Origin of the sequence: Bradyrhizobium valentinum (assembly GCF_001440405.1) — a bacterium.
GTDB classification, from domain to species: domain Bacteria; phylum Pseudomonadota; class Alphaproteobacteria; order Rhizobiales; family Xanthobacteraceae; genus Bradyrhizobium; species Bradyrhizobium valentinum.
The window spans coordinates 1-16408 of sequence record NZ_LLXX01000198.1 but is presented as its reverse complement, the minus strand read 5'-3'; the positions used below and the strand labels follow the sequence as shown (position 1 = coordinate 16408).

Genomic DNA, 16408 nt, shown 5'->3' with positions numbered 1-16408 from the left:
GGTCTAGTAGCCCTCGATTCCGTTGATCTTTTGCAGGCGGTCGCGCATCGCCTTTTTCAGATCGTAGTCGGGCCGACTGTATTCCGCATTGCGCCGGGCAAGGTATTCCTGCTGCTCCCGCCGCAGCGTGCGCGCCTGTTGTGGGGTCATCTTTGCGGCGGCCGCCTTGACATAGGCCGCGTGGACTTCGCGATCGAGATCGGCGAGTTCGGGATTGGCGCAGATCGCCTTCTCCACCTTGCGGCGGGCAGTTGCGCAATTGAAGCTCGGCTTGCCGGCAATCGCCTTCAGCACGCCCTGTCGCTCCGCCTCCTGCGCTAGCGCCCGGTGGTTGGCCCTTGCGACGACGTGATCCGGATTCAGCTTGATCGCCGCGGCAAAATCGGCCACCGCCTTGGGCAGATCACCTTTCTTACGCCAGAGTTCACCGCGCGCATTGTGAGCATCGGCGTGCGCGGGATCGAGCCGCAACACGCCGTCATAGTCGGCGATGGCTCGGTCGATCATATCCTTGCGTTCATAGGCGGTGGCGCGCGCGATCAGCGCCTTGATGCGGTCGGCCTTTTCGGTCTTTGCATTGTCGATCAGCGCGCCGCACGTGCTTAGCGTCTTGTCGTCGTCCTGCGCGGTGGCGGCGGCAACGCATGGGGCCGGGTCGATCTTCAGATCCTTGACTGGCTCGGCGCCGGTCGCCGACGCATCATGTGCAAACACGATCCACAGCAGAGAGGCCGCGACCAGGTTGCGGATATCGGGATAGCCTCGCATCAATTGATCCGGAAAGCGCTGTCGATTGCGACGCGATCCTAGCAAGCGACCTGCGTTTTCGACAAGCAACCTGCAAATTTCCCGTTCGCACAAGAACAGATTTTGGCCGAAACGTGACCCGCGGGAAACGTAATTCTCTTCACAGACGGAAGAATACGATCCGTGAGAAAATCTGCTGTGAACCTATTGCAGTTCTCGCGGACTCAACAACCATGACCACATTGACCGACTTCAATCCGCCGCGCGCCATCGCGCAATCCCAAACCGGCTACTTTTACTTCTACATGGCCTTGGCCTGCATGGCCGTCGCCTTTCTCGGCTTCGCGCCAACCTACTGGCTGCCGCTGGCGAAGCGATCGTTCTCGGCCTCGCCGGTCGTTCACTTTCACGGCCTGTTGTTCTTTGCCTGGTCGCTTTACTTCGTATTCCAGAGCTGGCTTGCCGCGTCAGGCAAAGTCGCCCGGCACCGCGCCATCGGCATGATCGGCATCTCGCTGGCAACCGCGATGACGATCTTCGGCTTCCTGGTCGCGGTCAACGCGATGAAGCGCTCGGCGGCGGCGGGACTGACCGACGAGGGAATCGCATTCGCGATTGTTCCGCTCAGCGGAATTCTGTTCTTTGCCGTGGTTTTCGCACTTGCCATTGCGGCCGTCCGCCAGCCGGAAACGCACAAGCGGCTGATGCTGCTCGCCAGCATCTCGCTACTCGACGCCGCAGTCGCGCGCTGGTTTCTCACCTTCCTGGCGCCTCCCGGGCCGCTCGGCCCACCGCCGGTGCCGGTGACCATCCCGCCGGCCATCGTCGCCTATCTTCTGCTAGTGGCCGCCATGGTTTTCGACTGGCGCACGCGCGGCCGGCCGCATCCCGTCTATGTCTACGGCGGCATTGCGCTGATCGCGGTCAAACTTCTGAACTGGCCGATCAGTGTCACGCCGCTCTGGCACTCCTTCGCCGGCGGCATCCTGGCGATGGCGCAGTAGGTTAGCTCGACTTCACCGTAATCCCGCCGTCGACCACCAGTTCGACCCCGGTGACGTAGCGGGATTCGTCGGAGGCCAGAAACAGCGCGGCATTGGCGACATCCCAGGCGTCGCCCATGTGCCCCATCGGCACCTGCGCGTCGCGCGCGCGCCACATCGCCTCGACGTCGCCCGCCGAATAGCTGGCCGCAAGTCCTGCGGAGTGCTCGACCATCGGCGTCTTCATCAGGCCCGGCAGGATGCAGTTGACCCGGACGTGGTCGCGCGCGAACTGCACGGCTGACGTGCGCGTCATCTGGTTCATCGCTGCCTTCGAAGCGCCGTAGGTGACGTAGGAAATCCCGAGATGGCGGATCGAGGCGATCGATGAAATGTTGATGATCGAGCCGCCGCCCTGCTTCTGCATCACAGGGATAACGTGCTTCATGGCGAAATAGGCGCTCTTGAGATTGACCGCGAAGACGTGATCCCAGCTCGCTTCGTTCACCTCGACGACGCTGCCCATCTCGGCGATGCCGACATTGTTGTCGAGCACGTCGACGCGGCCATAGGCCTTCAGGCACGCCGCCACCATCGCCTCGACCTCGGCTTCGCGCGAGACGTCGGCGGTGAAGGCGGTCGCCTTGCCGCCCTCGCCGGTGATGATATCGACGGTTTCCTGCGCCGCAGCCGCGTTGCGGTCGACGCAAAACACCTGCGCGCCCTCGCGCGCGAAGGTCACGGCGGTCGCCTTGCCATTGCCCCAGCCCGGACCGATCGAGCCTGCGCCCACCACCATCGCCGTCTTGCCCTTGAGCCGTTCCATCGACTTCTTCTCCCTATAAGTTTCTCATTTTCTTCTAGCCCGGGTGAAGCGAAGCGCAACCCGGGAGACTCATCCGGCAGATTTTCCCGGATTTCGCGGGGCCTGTCATCGGGCGCGCATTCGCGACCCGTACGGATCGTTCTTGCTTTAAGAAATTGGCCGGGAAATTGGACGGGCGAGGACCTCGGGTCAACCGGTCCGATAGATTAAAAAGATGCCCGGACATTGGCCGAAAAGCCCCTTGCCACGGTCGCCCAAACCGGACTGAATGCGCCCCCGAAAGGCCGGCCGAAGCCGGGCGTAAGTTAACGAGTCTCCCGGGGAGAGCATGGCAGCAGACAAGACAACGCCGCCCAATGACGAGGTCGTCGCCGTTTCGGACGAAGCCTTGCACAAGGCAGAAACCTACATCGAGGCGGAAGAAGGCGCGGCTAACCGCCTGATGGGATGGGCAGGAAGAATCTCGACCACGATTGCCGTGGTCATGAGCCTATTTCACCTCTACGCGGCCTACGCCATCGTTCCGACCCAGGAACTTCGCTACACTCATGTCGCGTTCACCCTGGTCCTGAGCTTCCTGCTGTTTCCGCTGGCGACACGCTTTCGCAACCGCGTGCGCTGGTGGGACGTCGTCCCCGGCATTGTTGCGGTCGCGACCATCGTCTATGCGCTGTGGGGCGGTGAAGATTTCACCGACCGCGCCACCACGCCTGACCGCTGGGACGTGATCGTCGGCATTGTCTTCATCGTGCTGCTGCTGGAAGCGACGCGGCGCACCACTGGCGCGATCATGCCCGTCGTGTCGCTGCTATTCATTGCCTATGCGATGCTCGGCCCGCATTTGCCGGCGCCCTGGACCCATCGCGGTTACGACCTCGACCGCCTGGTCGGGCACCTCTTCATTACGCTGGAAGGCATTTTCGGCGTCGCGGTCGACGTATCGGCAACGCTGATCATCCTGTTCACCATCTATGGCGCGTTTCTGCAGCATTCCGGCGCCGGCAAATTCTTCATCGATTTTTCGCTCGCCCTGATGGGCGGCAAGCCGAACAGCGCCGGCCGCACCGTCGTGCTGTCGTCGTTCCTGCTCGGCGGGCCCTCCGGATCCGGCGTCGCCACAACCGTCATGATCGGCACCGTGGCCTATCCGATGATGGCCAAGGCGGGCTTCGAGAGGAACGCCGCGGGCGGATTGCTCGCAGCCGGCGGATTGGGCGCGATCCTGTCACCGCCGGTGCTGGGCGCCGCCGCGTTCCTGATCGCCGAGTTTCTCAAGATCAGCTATCTCGACGTGATCTGGATGGCGACCATTCCGACCTGTCTTTACTACATGTCGCTATTGTTCATGGTCGAACTGGACGCCAAGAAATTCCATGCCAAGAACGTAAGCATCACGACGGAGATGTCGCTGGGCCAGATGACGAAGCGATACGGCTTCCACTTCATCTCGCTGCTCGCCGTCGTCGTGTTCATGATCATCGGCTACTCGCCGTCGCTGTCGGTGTTCTACGCCATTGTGGTGACCTTCGCGCTGAGCTTCCTGCGCCGGGAGACCGCGCTGGTGCCGAGCAAACTGGTCAAGGCGCTAGCCGACGGCTCGATCGGCGCGCTCAATGCCGCGACCACCTGCGCCTGCGCCGGCATCGTCGTCGGCATCGTGACGCTGACCGGCCTCGGCCTCAAATTCTCGTCGATCGTCATCGCCTATGCCGGCGGCAGCCTCTTGCTGACCGCGATCTACACCGCGCTGATCGTCTGGATCATCGGCCTCGCCGTACCGGTGACCGCGTCCTACATCATCTGCGCGGTCATCGCGGCGCCCGCGCTGATCAAGCTCGGCGTGCCCGACTACGCTGCGCACATGTTCATCTTCTACTATGCCGTCTTGTCCGAGGTTTCGCCGCCGACGGCGCTCTCACCGTTCGCGGCGGCTGCCATCACCGGCGGGGATCCCTACAGGACCACCCTGCAGTCCTGGAAATACACGCTGCCGGCGTTTCTGGTGCCGTTCGTATTTGTGCTCGACCCGCAGGGCGCAGGGCTGCTGATGTCGATTCCCAAGGGCGGATCGTGGGTCGATATTCTCGAAATCACGATCAAGACAAGCCTGGGCCTGCTAGCGCTTGCTGCGTTTGCCCAGAACTGGGCGCTGCGACAAAATACAGCGGTCGAGCGCGGCCTGCTTCTGCTATCCGGATTGCTGCTGGTGTTCCCGAGCCTGATTGAGGCAATCGTCGAATGGATCACCGGACGCGATATCAGCTACACCTATGTGCCGGGCCTGATCATCGGTTTCGGCGTATTGCTGTGGCAGGCCAGAACGCGGTCGCCAGAGCGACCCGCGCTCACAACATAGAGAAGAAAGCGATTGAGGGAGATAAAAATGAAAAAAACCACAGCCATGCTGGCGATGACACTGGGGCTGGCCTTTGCTGGCGCAGCCCATGCCCAGCAGAAGACCATGTCGATCGGCACCGGCGGCACCGGCGGGGTCTATTACCCGCTCGGCGGCGCGGTCGCCAACGTGCTCTCGAAGAACCTGCCCAACGTGCAGGCCACCGCCGAGGTCACCGGCGGCTCGGTCGACAATCTCAAACTGATCGGCGCGGGCAAGAGCGAGATGGCCTTCACGATGGCCGACGCCGCGCTCGACGCGCTGAAGGGTGAGGACAAATTCAAGAGCGGCAAGGTGCCGTTGCAGGCGCTGCTCGTGGTCTACCCGAACCGCATGCACGTGGTGACGGTGGAAGGCACTGGCATCCAGACCATGGCAGACCTGAAGGGCAAGCGCGTTTCGACCGGGTCGCCCGGCAGCGCCACCGAAGTGATGGCGTTCCGCGTCATCGAGGCCGCTGGCCTCGACAAGGACAAGGACATGAAGCGCGAGCGGCTCGGCGTTGCAGAATCCGTTAATGCGGTCAAGGATCGCAAGATCGATGCGTTCTTCTGGGTCGGCGGCATCCCGACTGCCGCGGTCACCGATCTCGCGGCGACGCCCGGCCTGAAGATAAAGCTGATCGACCATGGCGACCTGGCCGAGAAGATGAACGCGAAATACGGCAAGCTCTATTCTTCCAGCAAGATCAAGGCGGGTTCGTATCCAGGCTACGACAAGGACAATTCCATCACCGACGTCTGGAACCTGATCATCACCGGCGACAAGATGAGCAATGAGGACGCCTACACTATCGTCAAGACGCTGGTGGAGAAAAAGGCCGACATCGTCGCCGTGCACAAGGAAGCCGAGAGTTTTTCGCTCGACAACCAGGTGCAGGAACGTTCGCCGATCCCGTTCCACCCCGGCGCGTTGAAATACTTCAAGGAAAAGGGCGTCGGCGGCTAGGCCTCGCGGTCCGGACGAGCGGAAGCGATGTCCGGAATGCAGATTGCAGTGACCGCGGCCTACCGAGGGCCGCGGTCATTTTTTTAGAAGAGTAGTCGCGTGCATCGCATCATTGCTGCTCCTGCGAAGGAGGGCAGAGGCATCACGGTAGAAGTTTTCTCAAGCCACGAAACATCGCGGCGCCGGCAAGCGACCACAGGCGTTAACATGCAGGGCGCTGATCCAAATATTGCCCAGGCAAGGCGCCAGCTCATTGAAGCCCATGAAAGCAACGAATGGGCTTGTCCGGCCCGGGCAATGTGCCGCTGAGCCCGGCCGTTTTCCTAAAATTTTATTCGTCTCTGCGGCTTTAACCCTACTGAAGTAATCATGTGACCTCCCGCAAAATTCCATTATTGCGACCGCAACGCGGATGTACCAATGGCGCCGGGGTATCTGTTGGGAGGGCGGCCATGGAGCAGATCAACTTTAACGGGCACACACGCACAGCACACTTCGGGCACCGGAAGCTGACGCCGAGAGCCTGCGTCGTCGACAGCAAAAAGCACCTCCGATTGTTCCTTTCCGACGCTCTCGAGGATCTCGGCTTCGTCAGCAGTGAGTGCGGTCAGGCCGGCGATTTGGCAGGGATGCTGCAGGCGGAGCAGCCGGACCTGATCGTGCTCAGCGTGTGCGTCGATGGGATCAATGTCGGCGAAATTCTCGAGGTCATTGTCCGGAAAAATTTCGCCGGCAAAGTCCTCGTCATCGGTCAACCCGACTCGATTATGGTAAAGGCCGTCAGGCAAATTGGCGACGAATACGGAATTGCCATGCTGCCCTCGCTGCAGACGCCGTTCGGCGCGGCCAGCCTGCGCGCCAGCGTCGCGACACTGCTGCCCGCCGAGCCGGCGCCAAGCCCCGCCGTCGACGTCGCCGAGGCCCTGAAGGCCGGCTGGCTCGAATTGTGGTATCAGCAGAAGATCAACACCCGCACGCTGGTGCCCAGCGGCGCGGAGGCGCTGGTCCGGATGCGGCATCCTGCCTGGGGCGTGGTCCCGCCGGCCTATTTCATTCCCGACGACAAGGATCCGCATTTTCGCGCGCTGTCCGAATTCGTGGTCGGCCGTGCCATCGAAGACTGGCGCTATCTGCTGGAAAGCCAGGGTCCGGTCGATCTTTCGGTCAACCTGCCGATATCGTTCTTCGGCAATGCTGCGGCGGTGCGCGAGCTGTGCCGCGCCATGCCCGCCCACCCGGCCTTCGGCGGACTTTTGATCGAAATCAACAGCAGCGAAGTGATCGACAATCCGGACCTGGCGGTGGACGCCGCAAGACGTCTGCGGCTGCACAATATCGCGATCGCGATCGACAATGTCGGCGCGGAATGGCCGTCCCTTCTGGAGCTTCGGAGTTTCCCGTTCGCCGAACTGAAGGTCGACCAGCAATACATCAACGGCTGCGCGGACGATCGACTGAAGCAGACTGTATGCCGACGCATCGTCGAACTGGCCCGGGACAACGCCGCCCGCGCCATCGCTCAGGGCGTGGAGACCCGCGGCGACTTTCTCGCCGCCCACGACATGGGGTTCGATCTGGTCCAGGGCTATCTGTTCGGCAAGCCGGTAGCGGTGCGGAAATTTGCTCGCTCCCGCCCTCAGCTCGCATCCGCCTCCGACAAGATGCCGTGAATACGGCTCACTCGAACTTCATGTCGATGCATTTCGAGATGTCGGAGCCGAGCCCGGACGAGATAATGATGCAGCCGCGCACCTTCAGAGTATTGTTGTCGCTGGCCCACACCGAATAGCCGCCGGGGCCGAAGAACGTGTTGGTGTTCGGCCCCTCGGTTTCGGTGGCGTCGAACGAATAGTTCGAATCGGTATCGAAGATGCGGGGCTTCTTGGTGCAGCCGCCGTCGGACTGCACGTTGATGACTTCCTTGTTGTCTCGCGTCAGCGCGAGCGAGACCTGGCAGCGGTAATATTCGGAGGTCTTGGTGTTGAGCACATACGCGTAGGACTTGCACGTCGCTGTGTTGAGCCTGCCCGGCGCCAAACCGCGGCTGCAGGCGATCCGCTGGTTGTTGGAGAGCTTGAAATCGTCGGCTGCTGCGGCCGAAGCCAATGTCATGAACGTCAACGCAACACCGAAACTGATTTTCATGACGTGGTTCATACGAATCATCCCTATGACGTTCTTCGCAATGCAAAGCTTGTAACCGGAAACCGGAACATAGTCAGGAAGTCGAAGGCGGGAAATCACAAAGTCTCAAGGGCGGTGTGATGCGTCGAAGGTGCCGATTGACGGCACAATGCCGTTCGTGATTTGTTCAAAGCATGGGGCAAGAAGCCGAATGGCTGTGGGGAGGACGAATGATGACGTGCATTTCAACGAAGACGGTCTTGATGGGAGCCGTCCTGACGGGGTTTTCGACCGGCGCATGGGCGCAGGGCGCCGCGCCGACACCCTGGGAGCTGAGACAGGACATGGGCTATGCCTACGGCAGGGACGGCAAGACGCTCGCGTACAAGATGGGCACCAACAACGCGGGCCTGCTGCTCAAGGGCGCCAAGAAGGTGCCGAAGGGAACGCTGTTCTTCATCGGCCAGAACGGCCAGCTCTATATGCGCTCCGGCCCCTATCTGGAAGGCGACGGCAAGTTCATGTTCGGGTCGGATTGAGCTTTCTTCCTGCTCCCCTTGTGGGAGAAGGGAAGGCAGATCAAAACGCCGCTGCCAGCTCTTTCGCGCCGGGCTTGCTACTGTTGAAATCCATGCGCTCGTCAGTGACAGCCAGCAGTTTCGCCACCGTGTTGTGCCGGATCGCGACGGGGTTGCGCTCGTAGCCGCCGCGCTGGAAGAAGTTCGAGGTCGGCACCTGCTCGCGCATCGCCTGCGGCATGGTCACCATGTCAAGGCCGGTGCCGTCACCGGTCAGGTTCATCATTTCGAGCTCGGCGGCGGTAAGCGGACGATTGTAGCCCTTGGCGCGCGCGAAATGGACCGACGTCAGCAGCTTGTGGGTCTGCAGCATCGGCCCGACGTCGATATCGAGCACCATGGCGTGCACTGCCCAGCCCTGCGGGGTATTGGCGAGCTTCTCATGCTCGGACCAGGTATCCGGCACGGTGCGCGTGAACGCTACCATCTTTTTCAGCACCGCAAGCTTATGATCCATCGCCTTGCGCGGTGCACCTGACAGCGTCGCGGCCCGCGCCGTCAGCTCCTTGATGAATTCGTGGCCCTGTTCGGCTAGCAGTTCGACGCTGTTGGTGGTGAGCAACTGGTTGTAGCCGATCGCGGTCGAGATCGCGCGCGAGCCCGGCCGCGAGGGATTCAGCCCCGACTGCATGTCGTAATTGCCGTTGCCGCCGGTCTCGAACGAATAGACCCGAATCGCCTGCTCGCGCGTCAGGCCCGCGGCCTGCGCGTAGCGGGCATAGGCGCGCTTGAATTCGACTTCGGCGGCCGGCCGCTGCGGCACGAACTGAAAATGGTCGGCAGCCGCTTTCAGAAAATCGGCGACCACCGGCAGCGGCTTGCGCGGCGGCTTCTCTTCCTCCGGCTCCGGACTAATGGGGCGTTTCGGGCCGGTATAGACCGGCGGCTGCGTCAGCACGTAATCGGCCAGCGTAATAGCCTGGCGTTCCCGCCGCTTGGCGTTGCGGCCCTTTCGCTTCTCGGAGATTGCGGCCCAATAGGCGCCGGCCTCCTCGTCGAACGCGGCGCGTGCTTCCTGATATTCCTTCAGCTTGCGGCGATATTCGGCAATCGCCTGCGGCGAGGCGCCTTGCGCCATCGCGTCGGCGGCGGTGGGAGGGAGCAGATCCGCGTCTATCGCCATTGCAGGCACGCCCGCGAACAGCGCGAGCGTGACGAATCCGGAACCCATGCGAATCAATGGCAGGCGCATCGGCCTGTTGTAGCAAGCGCGCCCGCGATGTCAGCCCCGAAACGGCCCGAACTTTCGGCGGCGCTCTTTCTTCCTTCTCCCCTTGTGGGAGAAGGTGCCGTAGCGAAGCGGAGGCGGATGAGGGGTCTGTCTCCGCGGAGAGAACCCCTCATCCGGCGCTTCGCGCCACCTTCTCCAACAAGGGGAGAAGGAAAGCCGTCCTACTCCTGCTCGAGGCCGCTGGCCTTCACAAGCTGCGACCATTTCTTCTCATCGTTGTCGATGAAGTCGGCATAATCTTCCGGCGTGCCGGGCGTGATCTCGGTGCCGTCATTGCCCAATTGCTTCTTCACCTCGTCGGAGGTCAGCGCGTCGCGCAGCGCCTTGTTCAGTTTCTCGATGATCGGCCGCGGCGTGCCGGCGGGGGCTACGAGGCCGTAATAGAGCGAGGCGTCGAACCCGGACAGGCCCGTTTCCATCATCGTCGGCACATCGGGCAAGAGGCCCGAGCGGGTGACGCTGGTCACCGCAAGTGCGCGCAACTTGCCGGCGGAGACATTGGCGTGCGAGGCCGGAATCGGCGCGAACGCCATCGGGATGTGGCCGCCGAGAAGATCGGTCAGCGCAGGACCCGTGCCCTTGTAGGGAATGTGCACGAGCTTGATGCCGGCGGCGCGAGCAAAATATTCGCCGGTGATATGGCTGGCGGTGCCGGCGCCGGCCGAACCGAAATTGACCTTGTCGGGATTGACCTTCGCATAGGCGACCAGTTCGGCCACGCTTTTCGCGGGGAACGAGGGATGCACCACCAGTGAATTCGGCGCGTTGCCGATCATGCCGATCGGCGCAAAGTCCTTGCGCGGATCGTAGCCGGGGTTCTTGTAGAGCGAGGGACCGATCGCCAGCGTGCCGGTGTAGCCCAGGAGCAGCGTGTAACCATCGGGATCGCTTTTGGCGACCGCCTTGGTGCCGACCGTGCCGCCGGCGCCGGGCCGATTGTCGGCCACGACCTTCTCGCCGAGCAGCTCGCTCATCTTGTCGGCGATGGCGCGGCCGACGATCGAGGTACTGCCGCCCGGTGCGAATGGAATTACCAGGGTGATGGCGCGGGCCGGATAGTTTTGCGCTCGCGCTGAATTGGTGGCTACGCTCGGGCCGAGCAGCGCAGCGACGACACAAAACGTCTTGATCCAAATGGGCATGATGAGCGCGCTCCCAGGACTGTTCTTCTTGTTGGCGCTGCCATCGTCGCTGAAACGTGCCGTGTTCGCAACCCAGCCTGCTGGCATCCGACGGGTCCGTCATTGCGAGGAGCTCGCGACAAAATTGCAAAGCAATTTTGCGCTGAAGCGACGAAGCAATCCACGCTTCCGCAAGCCGCGAAATGGATTGCTTCGCGGAGCCTGTCATCCGGCGGCGCTACGCGCCGACCGGGTGGCTCGCAATGACGGCCTTACTTCCAGGCGAAGACCGGCTGCTCCAACTCGGCGACGCGGGTATCGCGGCCAGCCAGCACTTCAGCAAATTGATAGATCAGCGCTGCCGTCGGCGCGTGGATATGGTGGCCGGCATGGCGAAAGCGGACCACGCGCCGCGTGCTTTCAGGGATCGTGGTGAAGCTGAAGACTCCCTCGCGCTCGATGTCGTCAAGTGCGACGCGATGGACGGAAGCGACCTCCGCCGGATTGGGCACGATATCGGCGCTGGTGCCGACCCAGACCACGACGGGCGTGATGAGATAGCCCGATCGCGTCGGGTAATCGTCAAGCAGGCCAAGCACATCGCCCTCGCCGAGGCCAACGCCGAGTTCTTCATGCAGCTCGCGCAGCGCGGCCTGCGCCTGCGTCTCACCGTCGTCGCAGCGCCCGCCCGGCAACGCCCATTGGGCGGCGTGCGAACGCAAGGTCGCCGCACGGCGGGTCAGCAGAAACGTCGTGCCCCCACCGGCCTCTGCTTCCGTCAGGGCAATGGCTACCGCCGCGCGCTTCAGCTCAGGCTCTGCGCCGCCCGAAGGCGCCCGCGCGAATGCCGCGCAGAGGCTTGCGATATTCCGCCGTGTGGTATCGTCAAATGACCAGGCCATCCCGCTTGACTACAACACCAGCGCATCAGATGAAATGACCCGGACAACATGACAGCCCGCAGGAAACGGAAAGCACGACATGACAGCCAAGGCCGCGGACAAACTCAAATCCGACGGCTGGAAGATCGTCGAAACGTCAGGCTTCCTGCATCTGGTCGGCCCGCTGTGGCAGCGCGTCGTCGACGGCGTGCATGAATTCGCGCTCATCACCGAGGACAAGCATCACAACCGCCGCGGCCTGGTGCAGGGCGGCGTCATCATGACCTTCGCCGACCGCACCTGCGGCATGACCGCCCGCTTCGTGTCGGGCAAGCCGACGCTGGCGACGGTGCAGCTCGACACGCATTTCGTCGAAGCCGGCAAGATCGGTGAGGTCCTGGTATCGAAGCCGCACGTGGTGCGCTCAACCCGCAGCCTGATCTTCATCACGACAGAGGTGACCGTCGATAAGCGCTGTATCGCGATGGCGAGCGGTGTGTTCAAGATATTGAAGGGTGAGAGTTAGGGTCCGTCAAAGCCGGAGGAGACCAACCCATGCAATACCGCCACCTCGGCCGCAGCGGCCTGAAGATTTCGCCGATCTGTCTGGGCACCATGATGTTCGGCGGACCAACCGACGAGGCGACGTCGTCGCGCATCGTGGGACGCGCGCGCGAGGCCGGCATCAACTTCATCGACACCGCGGACGCCTATAATGGCGGCCAGTCCGAGCAAGTGGTCGGCCGCGCCATTTCCAACAACAGGCACAGCTGGATCCTCGCGACAAAGCTCGCCAACCAGATCGGCGACGATCCCAATCGCGGCGGGCTGTCGCGGCGCTGGGTGCTGCAGGCGGCGGACGAAAGCTTGAAACGGCTCGGCACCCACCACATCGACATTTACTACCTGCACAAGGAGGACCACGCGACGCCGCTGGAGGAGACGGTGCGCGCCATGGGCGACCTGATGCGCCAGGGCAAGATCCGCTATTTCGGCGTCTCGAACTACCGCGCCTGGCGCGTCGCCGAGATCTGCAACATCTGCGACAAGAGCGGCATCGATCGCCCGATCGTCAGCCAGCCCTATTACAACGCTATGAACCGGATGCCCGAGGTCGAGCATTTTCCAGCTTGCGGCTTTTACGGCCTCGGCATCGTGCCCTATAGCCCGCTGGCGCGCGGTGTGCTGACCGGCAAGTACAAGCCGGATGCGGCGCCCGACAAGGAGACCCGCGCCGGCCGCGCCGACAAGCGGATGATGCAGACCGAATGGCGGCCGGAATCGCTGCAGCTTGCTCAGGAGATCAAGCGGCACGCCGAGGCCCGCGGCATCACCGCCGGGCAGTTCGCGGTGTCATGGGTGCTGAATTCGTCTTTCGTGAGCGGGGTGATCGCGGGTCCGCGAACCGAGGAACAATGGGACGATTACATCAAGGCGCTCGACTACCGCTTCACGGCCGAGGACGAGGCGTTGATCGATCAACTCGTGGTGAGCGGCCATCCCTCGACGCCGGGGTTCAATGATCCGGCCTATCCGATTGAGGGGCGGCGGGCGCGGACGGACGGCCATGCCCGATGAGCCGATTGGCAGCCCACCACTTTGCGTTGCGCGGTAACGAGACAGTAACCTGTAACAGGATAGTAACCCTGCGCGTCTAAACTTTCCTGTTCAGGCGGAGGTCCATGTGGTGGACGAGCACAGAATAGCACCACGGCGGCGGTTATTGAAATCGGGCAAGATTACGTTTGGCGGCGGAAGTGCCGTCATCGATTGCACGGTGCGCAATCTTTCCGAAACCGGCGCCGCGCTTGAGGTGATCTCCCCCGTCGGCATTCCCGAACGCTTCACCCTGGTGATCGAAGCCGACCACCTCCGTCTGCCGTGCCGCGTCGTCTGGCGCAAGGAGAAGCGGATCGGGGTTCATTTCGAAGCCTGAGCAGCGCCGCCAATTCTGCACAAGAGTATCACTTGCCCAAACAGCAACGACCCGCCGCTACAATAGCGGTTGGATCAGCGGAAGAAGCCGCTCGGCCGCGCCACATGCGGGACCTGACAGATCGCGGTGCGGGTCCGGCCTGATACGTGCTGACCGGCCCCGCCGCGACATGATCGCCTCCAGCGTCAGTGCTTGGATTCGAGGCTGACGATAACGCCTGTAGGCTCGGGCTCGTGCGGCGACAGTTTCGTCAGCGTCTCATCGCTCCAATAGGCAAGGTTGACGATCATGCCGATTGATGTGTTCGGCTCGGAAGCCTCGGTGGGTTCCAGGACGTTGAGCCCGCCGCTGTCGAGGAAAAACGTATGATCCCCGAACATACTGGCCAGTTGCGGGACCACCGGATGATCGTCGGGAAGCGCCTGGGCCTCGAATTGCTTCAAGGTGCGTTCTACCTGTGCCGAGTTCAATTTCATGCACGACTCCTTAACTAGCTTCTGGGTTGGTCGAGGACCGCGTAACGGCTAGGACCGCCACGCGGCTGCTTCCTGCGAAGGATACGAAAGACGTCAAGGGTGTCGGATCTTGATCGCTCGTCCCCACCAGCACGCCGCGCTGGTTCGCAAGTTCTGATTCAATTTCGCAAGCATCGCGAATTGAATGCGGGACAGTGGTGCCTCTTTGCGCCGGTTCAACCGGGCAACGAAATTAAATTCGCAATGTTCCGCAAAACATCTGCTCGAAAATGTTGCGGCTGCCGCGCGGAACCCTGCGGAACGCGCACGCTGCCGGGCGACCTCTATCTACCTCTCGTCGGGAATAGGGTGCCGCCTCGCCAACTCGTCGAGCGGCAAATGCGCCTCCGCATCGCTCAGCGCAAAGCGAACGATGACGTCCTGACGGCCGATCTGCCCCCAAAGCCCCTCCGATGACCATTTCTGTGGCATGGGCCCGCGCAGACCTTCGACCCAAACAAAATACCATTCCGTCATGGCAGCACCTCTCAGGCCTGGTCCGGAACAAGATGCGTTGCGGCCTCGTTGAGAAAGACATTGTCGGCCTGGAACACGAAAAGGCCGCTCAGTCTGTGCCCGCTCCTTCCGGAATTCTGCGACGGCCGGAAGCCCGTACACATCCAATGATGAGGATTTCGTCATGGAAATCAGCAATTTCAAGGACATGTACCTCGCCGAACTGCAGGAACTGGTGAGTATGGAGGAGCAGCTTGCGGAAGCGCTGTTGCGCATGGCGGCTGCCGCATCCCACCCGGCGTTGAAGGATGCCCTGGTCGACCATCATGCGGAGACAATGAGGCAGAAGGAACGCCTTGTCGGCATCCTTCGCAGACATGACACTGACCCGACGGCGCATGTCGATCAGGCCATGCAGGCCCTCATCGGGGAAACCCGCAAGATGCTCGGCATCCTGGAAGGCGACGATCTTCGAGATGCGGGCCTGATCGCATCCGCGCAGAAGCTCGAGCATTACGAGATCGCCGCCTACGGCTCAGCCGCTGCGCTGGCCGGCCAGCTCGAACTGCGGGACGACCAGATGATCTTGCACGACAGCCTGCTGGAAGAGAAAGAGGCCGACGCCATTCTCACCGACATCGCCAAGGGCGAAGTCAATCCGGATGCGCTGGCGGCGTGAGGCGAGGCTTGCGCTCGGAAGCGCTCAACCGCGGCAGCATGAGATGGACCCAGGCAATACGCTAGCTCCATCTCCGTCATCTCAGGAATAAGCGCACTTGCGCTTATTCCGAAGGAGCCGCGGAGCGGCGTCTCGAAGGATGAGCGGCCCGTGGCCGTCGCCCTTCGAGGGCCGCGCTGCGCACGGCCACCTCAGGGTGAACGCAATTGCGTTCATCCCGGGGTGACGGATCACCTATTCAGGCTTGCGTCATCGGTCATTGTTCGGATTCAACTGTCAAACAGCGAGAGGGTGTGCGGCCGCGTTCTCGCGGCATGAAGCGCCCGAGCTTTGCGTAACTTTTCGCCCTCATCAGAAGCAAAGGGCGCAGGGAAAGCCGGGTGCACGCTGCACCCGCGGTCTCGTGTGCAATGCGCAGAAGGTATGCGCACACGAGCATACAGGTCCAGCGGAGGCATCCCGGCTTTCCCTGCGCGATGGGTTACGGCTTACTTCGTGCTCTTCCCGGTGAACGGCTTTCTTGCCACCGTCGCCCGCGAGAAGCTTTCGCTTCTCTCGGACTTAGCGCCAGCACCGCGGCGCCCGAACCACACGACTTCACCGTCCGCTAAAGGCGCCGACGTCAGCTAGCGCCCTTCGCGTCCACCGCATCTCACCGCGCGTTCGTGACGTGGCCAACGCCCCTTTGGTGGATGAGATGCGCGGAGTTATGCCGGTGATTTGGGTTACAAGTTAAGCGGAATATTTTTTCGACAGGGCTGGACAGCTTTTACTGATTTGCCCGTCGTGCCAATTGGTCGCACTCGCGAGCGGCAATCTGCGCTTGCGCGCCCAGGCAAATCAACGGGCAGCAGAGCCGGGATATCGTTCGCAGGATAGGGTCTGAACAAGTAGCCCGCATGAGCGCAGCGATATGCAATACCCGGATATCGCTTCGCTCATCCGGGCTTGTATGGGGATATGGTTGTCAAGGGGAATGATTGATCAG

17 protein-coding genes are annotated in these 16408 nt (G+C 62.1%); 9 read left to right on the top strand and 8 right to left on the bottom strand.

Annotated elements, in window-relative coordinates; all coding sequences use genetic code 11:
- Positions 1–3: 3 nt before the first annotated feature.
- The gene (locus CP49_RS35190; protein WP_057854700.1) at positions 4–768 is read right to left on the bottom strand and encodes a tetratricopeptide repeat protein; all 765 of its coding nucleotides are present in this window, start codon (positions 766–768) and stop codon (positions 4–6) included.
- A 212-nt stretch (positions 769–980) separates the two neighbouring features.
- Between CP49_RS35190 and CP49_RS35185 the strand changes: the two genes are divergently transcribed.
- A complete protein-coding gene (locus CP49_RS35185; RefSeq protein WP_057854699.1) occupies positions 981–1751 on the top strand; it encodes a hypothetical protein in 771 nt (256 codons plus the stop codon).
- Position 1752: 1 nt separating this feature from the next.
- On the opposite strand, the gene CP49_RS35180 is transcribed toward CP49_RS35185, so the two are convergent.
- The gene (locus CP49_RS35180; RefSeq protein ID WP_057854698.1) at positions 1753–2556 is read right to left on the bottom strand and encodes an SDR family NAD(P)-dependent oxidoreductase; all 804 of its coding nucleotides are present in this window, start codon (positions 2554–2556) and stop codon (positions 1753–1755) included.
- A 328-nt stretch (positions 2557–2884) separates the two neighbouring features.
- On the opposite strand from CP49_RS35180, the gene CP49_RS35175 reads away from it, so the two are divergent.
- From CP49_RS35175 to CP49_RS35165, 3 genes are all read left to right on the top strand, one after another.
- A complete protein-coding gene (locus tag CP49_RS35175) occupies positions 2885–4912 on the top strand; it encodes a TRAP transporter permease (protein ID WP_057854697.1) in 2028 nt (675 codons plus the stop codon).
- 27 nt (positions 4913–4939) lie between these two features.
- Positions 4940–5899: a TAXI family TRAP transporter solute-binding subunit gene (locus CP49_RS35170; RefSeq protein ID WP_057854696.1), complete on the top strand. Its 960-nt coding sequence runs from the start codon at positions 4940–4942 to the stop codon at positions 5897–5899.
- Positions 5900–6351: 452 nt separating this feature from the next.
- On the top strand, positions 6352–7569 hold the full coding sequence (locus tag CP49_RS35165; RefSeq protein ID WP_057854695.1) for an EAL domain-containing response regulator: 1218 nt from the start codon (positions 6352–6354) through the stop codon (positions 7567–7569).
- A 7-nt stretch (positions 7570–7576) separates the two neighbouring features.
- Here CP49_RS35165 and CP49_RS35160 read toward each other — a convergent pair whose 3' ends face one another.
- The gene (locus CP49_RS35160) at positions 7577–8056 is read right to left on the bottom strand and encodes a hypothetical protein (RefSeq protein ID WP_057854694.1); all 480 of its coding nucleotides are present in this window, start codon (positions 8054–8056) and stop codon (positions 7577–7579) included.
- 200 nt (positions 8057–8256) lie between these two features.
- On the opposite strand from CP49_RS35160, the gene CP49_RS35155 reads away from it, so the two are divergent.
- Positions 8257–8562, top strand: a complete 306-nt coding sequence (locus CP49_RS35155) for a hypothetical protein (RefSeq protein WP_057854723.1) — start codon at positions 8257–8259, stop codon at positions 8560–8562.
- Between the two features lie 40 nt (positions 8563–8602).
- On the opposite strand, the gene CP49_RS35150 is transcribed toward CP49_RS35155, so the two are convergent.
- The 3 genes from CP49_RS35150 to CP49_RS35140 form a co-directional block, all read right to left on the bottom strand.
- Positions 8603–9793, bottom strand: coding sequence for a hypothetical protein (locus tag CP49_RS35150; RefSeq protein ID WP_156438841.1), 1191 nt, complete (start codon positions 9791–9793; stop codon positions 8603–8605).
- A 200-nt stretch (positions 9794–9993) separates the two neighbouring features.
- On the bottom strand, positions 9994–10974 hold the full coding sequence (locus CP49_RS35145) for a Bug family tripartite tricarboxylate transporter substrate binding protein (RefSeq protein ID WP_057854721.1): 981 nt from the start codon (positions 10972–10974) through the stop codon (positions 9994–9996).
- A gap of 251 nt (positions 10975–11225) precedes the next feature.
- Positions 11226–11855 carry an NUDIX hydrolase gene (locus tag CP49_RS35140; RefSeq protein WP_057854693.1) on the bottom strand — a complete coding sequence of 210 codons (630 nt, stop codon included), beginning with the start codon at positions 11853–11855 and terminating at the stop codon, positions 11226–11228.
- Between the two features lie 79 nt (positions 11856–11934).
- Between CP49_RS35140 and CP49_RS35135 the strand changes: the two genes are divergently transcribed.
- The 3 genes from CP49_RS35135 (at position 11935) to CP49_RS35125 (ending at position 13770) form a co-directional block, all read left to right on the top strand.
- Positions 11935–12360: a PaaI family thioesterase gene (locus CP49_RS35135; protein ID WP_057854692.1), complete on the top strand. Its 426-nt coding sequence runs from the start codon at positions 11935–11937 to the stop codon at positions 12358–12360.
- A 29-nt stretch (positions 12361–12389) separates the two neighbouring features.
- Positions 12390–13412: an aldo/keto reductase gene (locus CP49_RS35130; protein WP_057854691.1), complete on the top strand. Its 1023-nt coding sequence runs from the start codon at positions 12390–12392 to the stop codon at positions 13410–13412.
- Positions 13413–13521: 109 nt separating this feature from the next.
- Positions 13522–13770 carry a PilZ domain-containing protein gene (locus CP49_RS35125; protein ID WP_057854690.1) on the top strand — a complete coding sequence of 83 codons (249 nt, stop codon included), beginning with the start codon at positions 13522–13524 and terminating at the stop codon, positions 13768–13770.
- Between the two features lie 185 nt (positions 13771–13955).
- Here the strand turns inward: CP49_RS35125 and CP49_RS35120 are convergent, their stop codons facing one another.
- Positions 13956–14246 carry a hypothetical protein gene (locus tag CP49_RS35120; protein ID WP_057854689.1) on the bottom strand — a complete coding sequence of 97 codons (291 nt, stop codon included), beginning with the start codon at positions 14244–14246 and terminating at the stop codon, positions 13956–13958.
- A gap of 327 nt (positions 14247–14573) precedes the next feature.
- The gene (locus tag CP49_RS35115; RefSeq protein ID WP_057854688.1) at positions 14574–14762 is read right to left on the bottom strand and encodes a hypothetical protein; all 189 of its coding nucleotides are present in this window, start codon (positions 14760–14762) and stop codon (positions 14574–14576) included.
- A gap of 163 nt (positions 14763–14925) precedes the next feature.
- Here CP49_RS35115 and CP49_RS35110 point away from each other — a divergent pair, with 163 nt between their 5' ends.
- Complete coding sequence (locus CP49_RS35110) at positions 14926–15420, top strand: YciE/YciF ferroxidase family protein (RefSeq protein ID WP_057854687.1); 495 nt, start codon at positions 14926–14928, stop codon at positions 15418–15420.
- Positions 15421–16408: the final 988 nt, after the last annotated feature.

Excerpts from the sequence above, each read along its gene's own strand:
- CP49_RS35165 (WP_057854695.1), top strand. The coding sequence starts at position 6,352 with ATGGAGCAGATCAACTTTAACGGGCACACACGCACAGCACACTTCGGG.
- CP49_RS35170 (WP_057854696.1), top strand. The coding sequence starts at position 4,940 with ATGAAAAAAACCACAGCCATGCTGGCGATGACACTGGGGCTGGCCTTT.
- CP49_RS35175 (WP_057854697.1), top strand. The coding sequence starts at position 2,885 with ATGGCAGCAGACAAGACAACGCCGCCCAATGACGAGGTCGTCGCCGTT.
- CP49_RS35160 (WP_057854694.1), bottom strand. The coding sequence starts at position 8,056 with ATGAACCACGTCATGAAAATCAGTTTCGGTGTTGCGTTGACGTTCATG.
- CP49_RS35150 (WP_156438841.1), bottom strand. The coding sequence starts at position 9,793 with ATGCGCCTGCCATTGATTCGCATGGGTTCCGGATTCGTCACGCTCGCG.
- CP49_RS35180 (WP_057854698.1), bottom strand. The coding sequence starts at position 2,556 with ATGGAACGGCTCAAGGGCAAGACGGCGATGGTGGTGGGCGCAGGCTCG.
- CP49_RS35140 (WP_057854693.1), bottom strand. The coding sequence starts at position 11,855 with ATGGCCTGGTCATTTGACGATACCACACGGCGGAATATCGCAAGCCTC.
- CP49_RS35145 (WP_057854721.1), bottom strand. The coding sequence starts at position 10,974 with ATGCCCATTTGGATCAAGACGTTTTGTGTCGTCGCTGCGCTGCTCGGC.
- CP49_RS35135 (WP_057854692.1), top strand. The coding sequence starts at position 11,935 with ATGACAGCCAAGGCCGCGGACAAACTCAAATCCGACGGCTGGAAGATC.
- CP49_RS35120 (WP_057854689.1), bottom strand. The coding sequence starts at position 14,246 with ATGAAATTGAACTCGGCACAGGTAGAACGCACCTTGAAGCAATTCGAG.
- CP49_RS35130 (WP_057854691.1), top strand. The coding sequence starts at position 12,390 with ATGCAATACCGCCACCTCGGCCGCAGCGGCCTGAAGATTTCGCCGATC.
- CP49_RS35185 (WP_057854699.1), top strand. The coding sequence starts at position 981 with ATGACCACATTGACCGACTTCAATCCGCCGCGCGCCATCGCGCAATCC.
- CP49_RS35115 (WP_057854688.1), bottom strand. The coding sequence starts at position 14,762 with ATGACGGAATGGTATTTTGTTTGGGTCGAAGGTCTGCGCGGGCCCATG.
- CP49_RS35155 (WP_057854723.1), top strand. The coding sequence starts at position 8,257 with ATGACGTGCATTTCAACGAAGACGGTCTTGATGGGAGCCGTCCTGACG.
- CP49_RS35110 (WP_057854687.1), top strand. The coding sequence starts at position 14,926 with ATGGAAATCAGCAATTTCAAGGACATGTACCTCGCCGAACTGCAGGAA.
- CP49_RS35190 (WP_057854700.1), bottom strand. The coding sequence starts at position 768 with ATGCGAGGCTATCCCGATATCCGCAACCTGGTCGCGGCCTCTCTGCTG.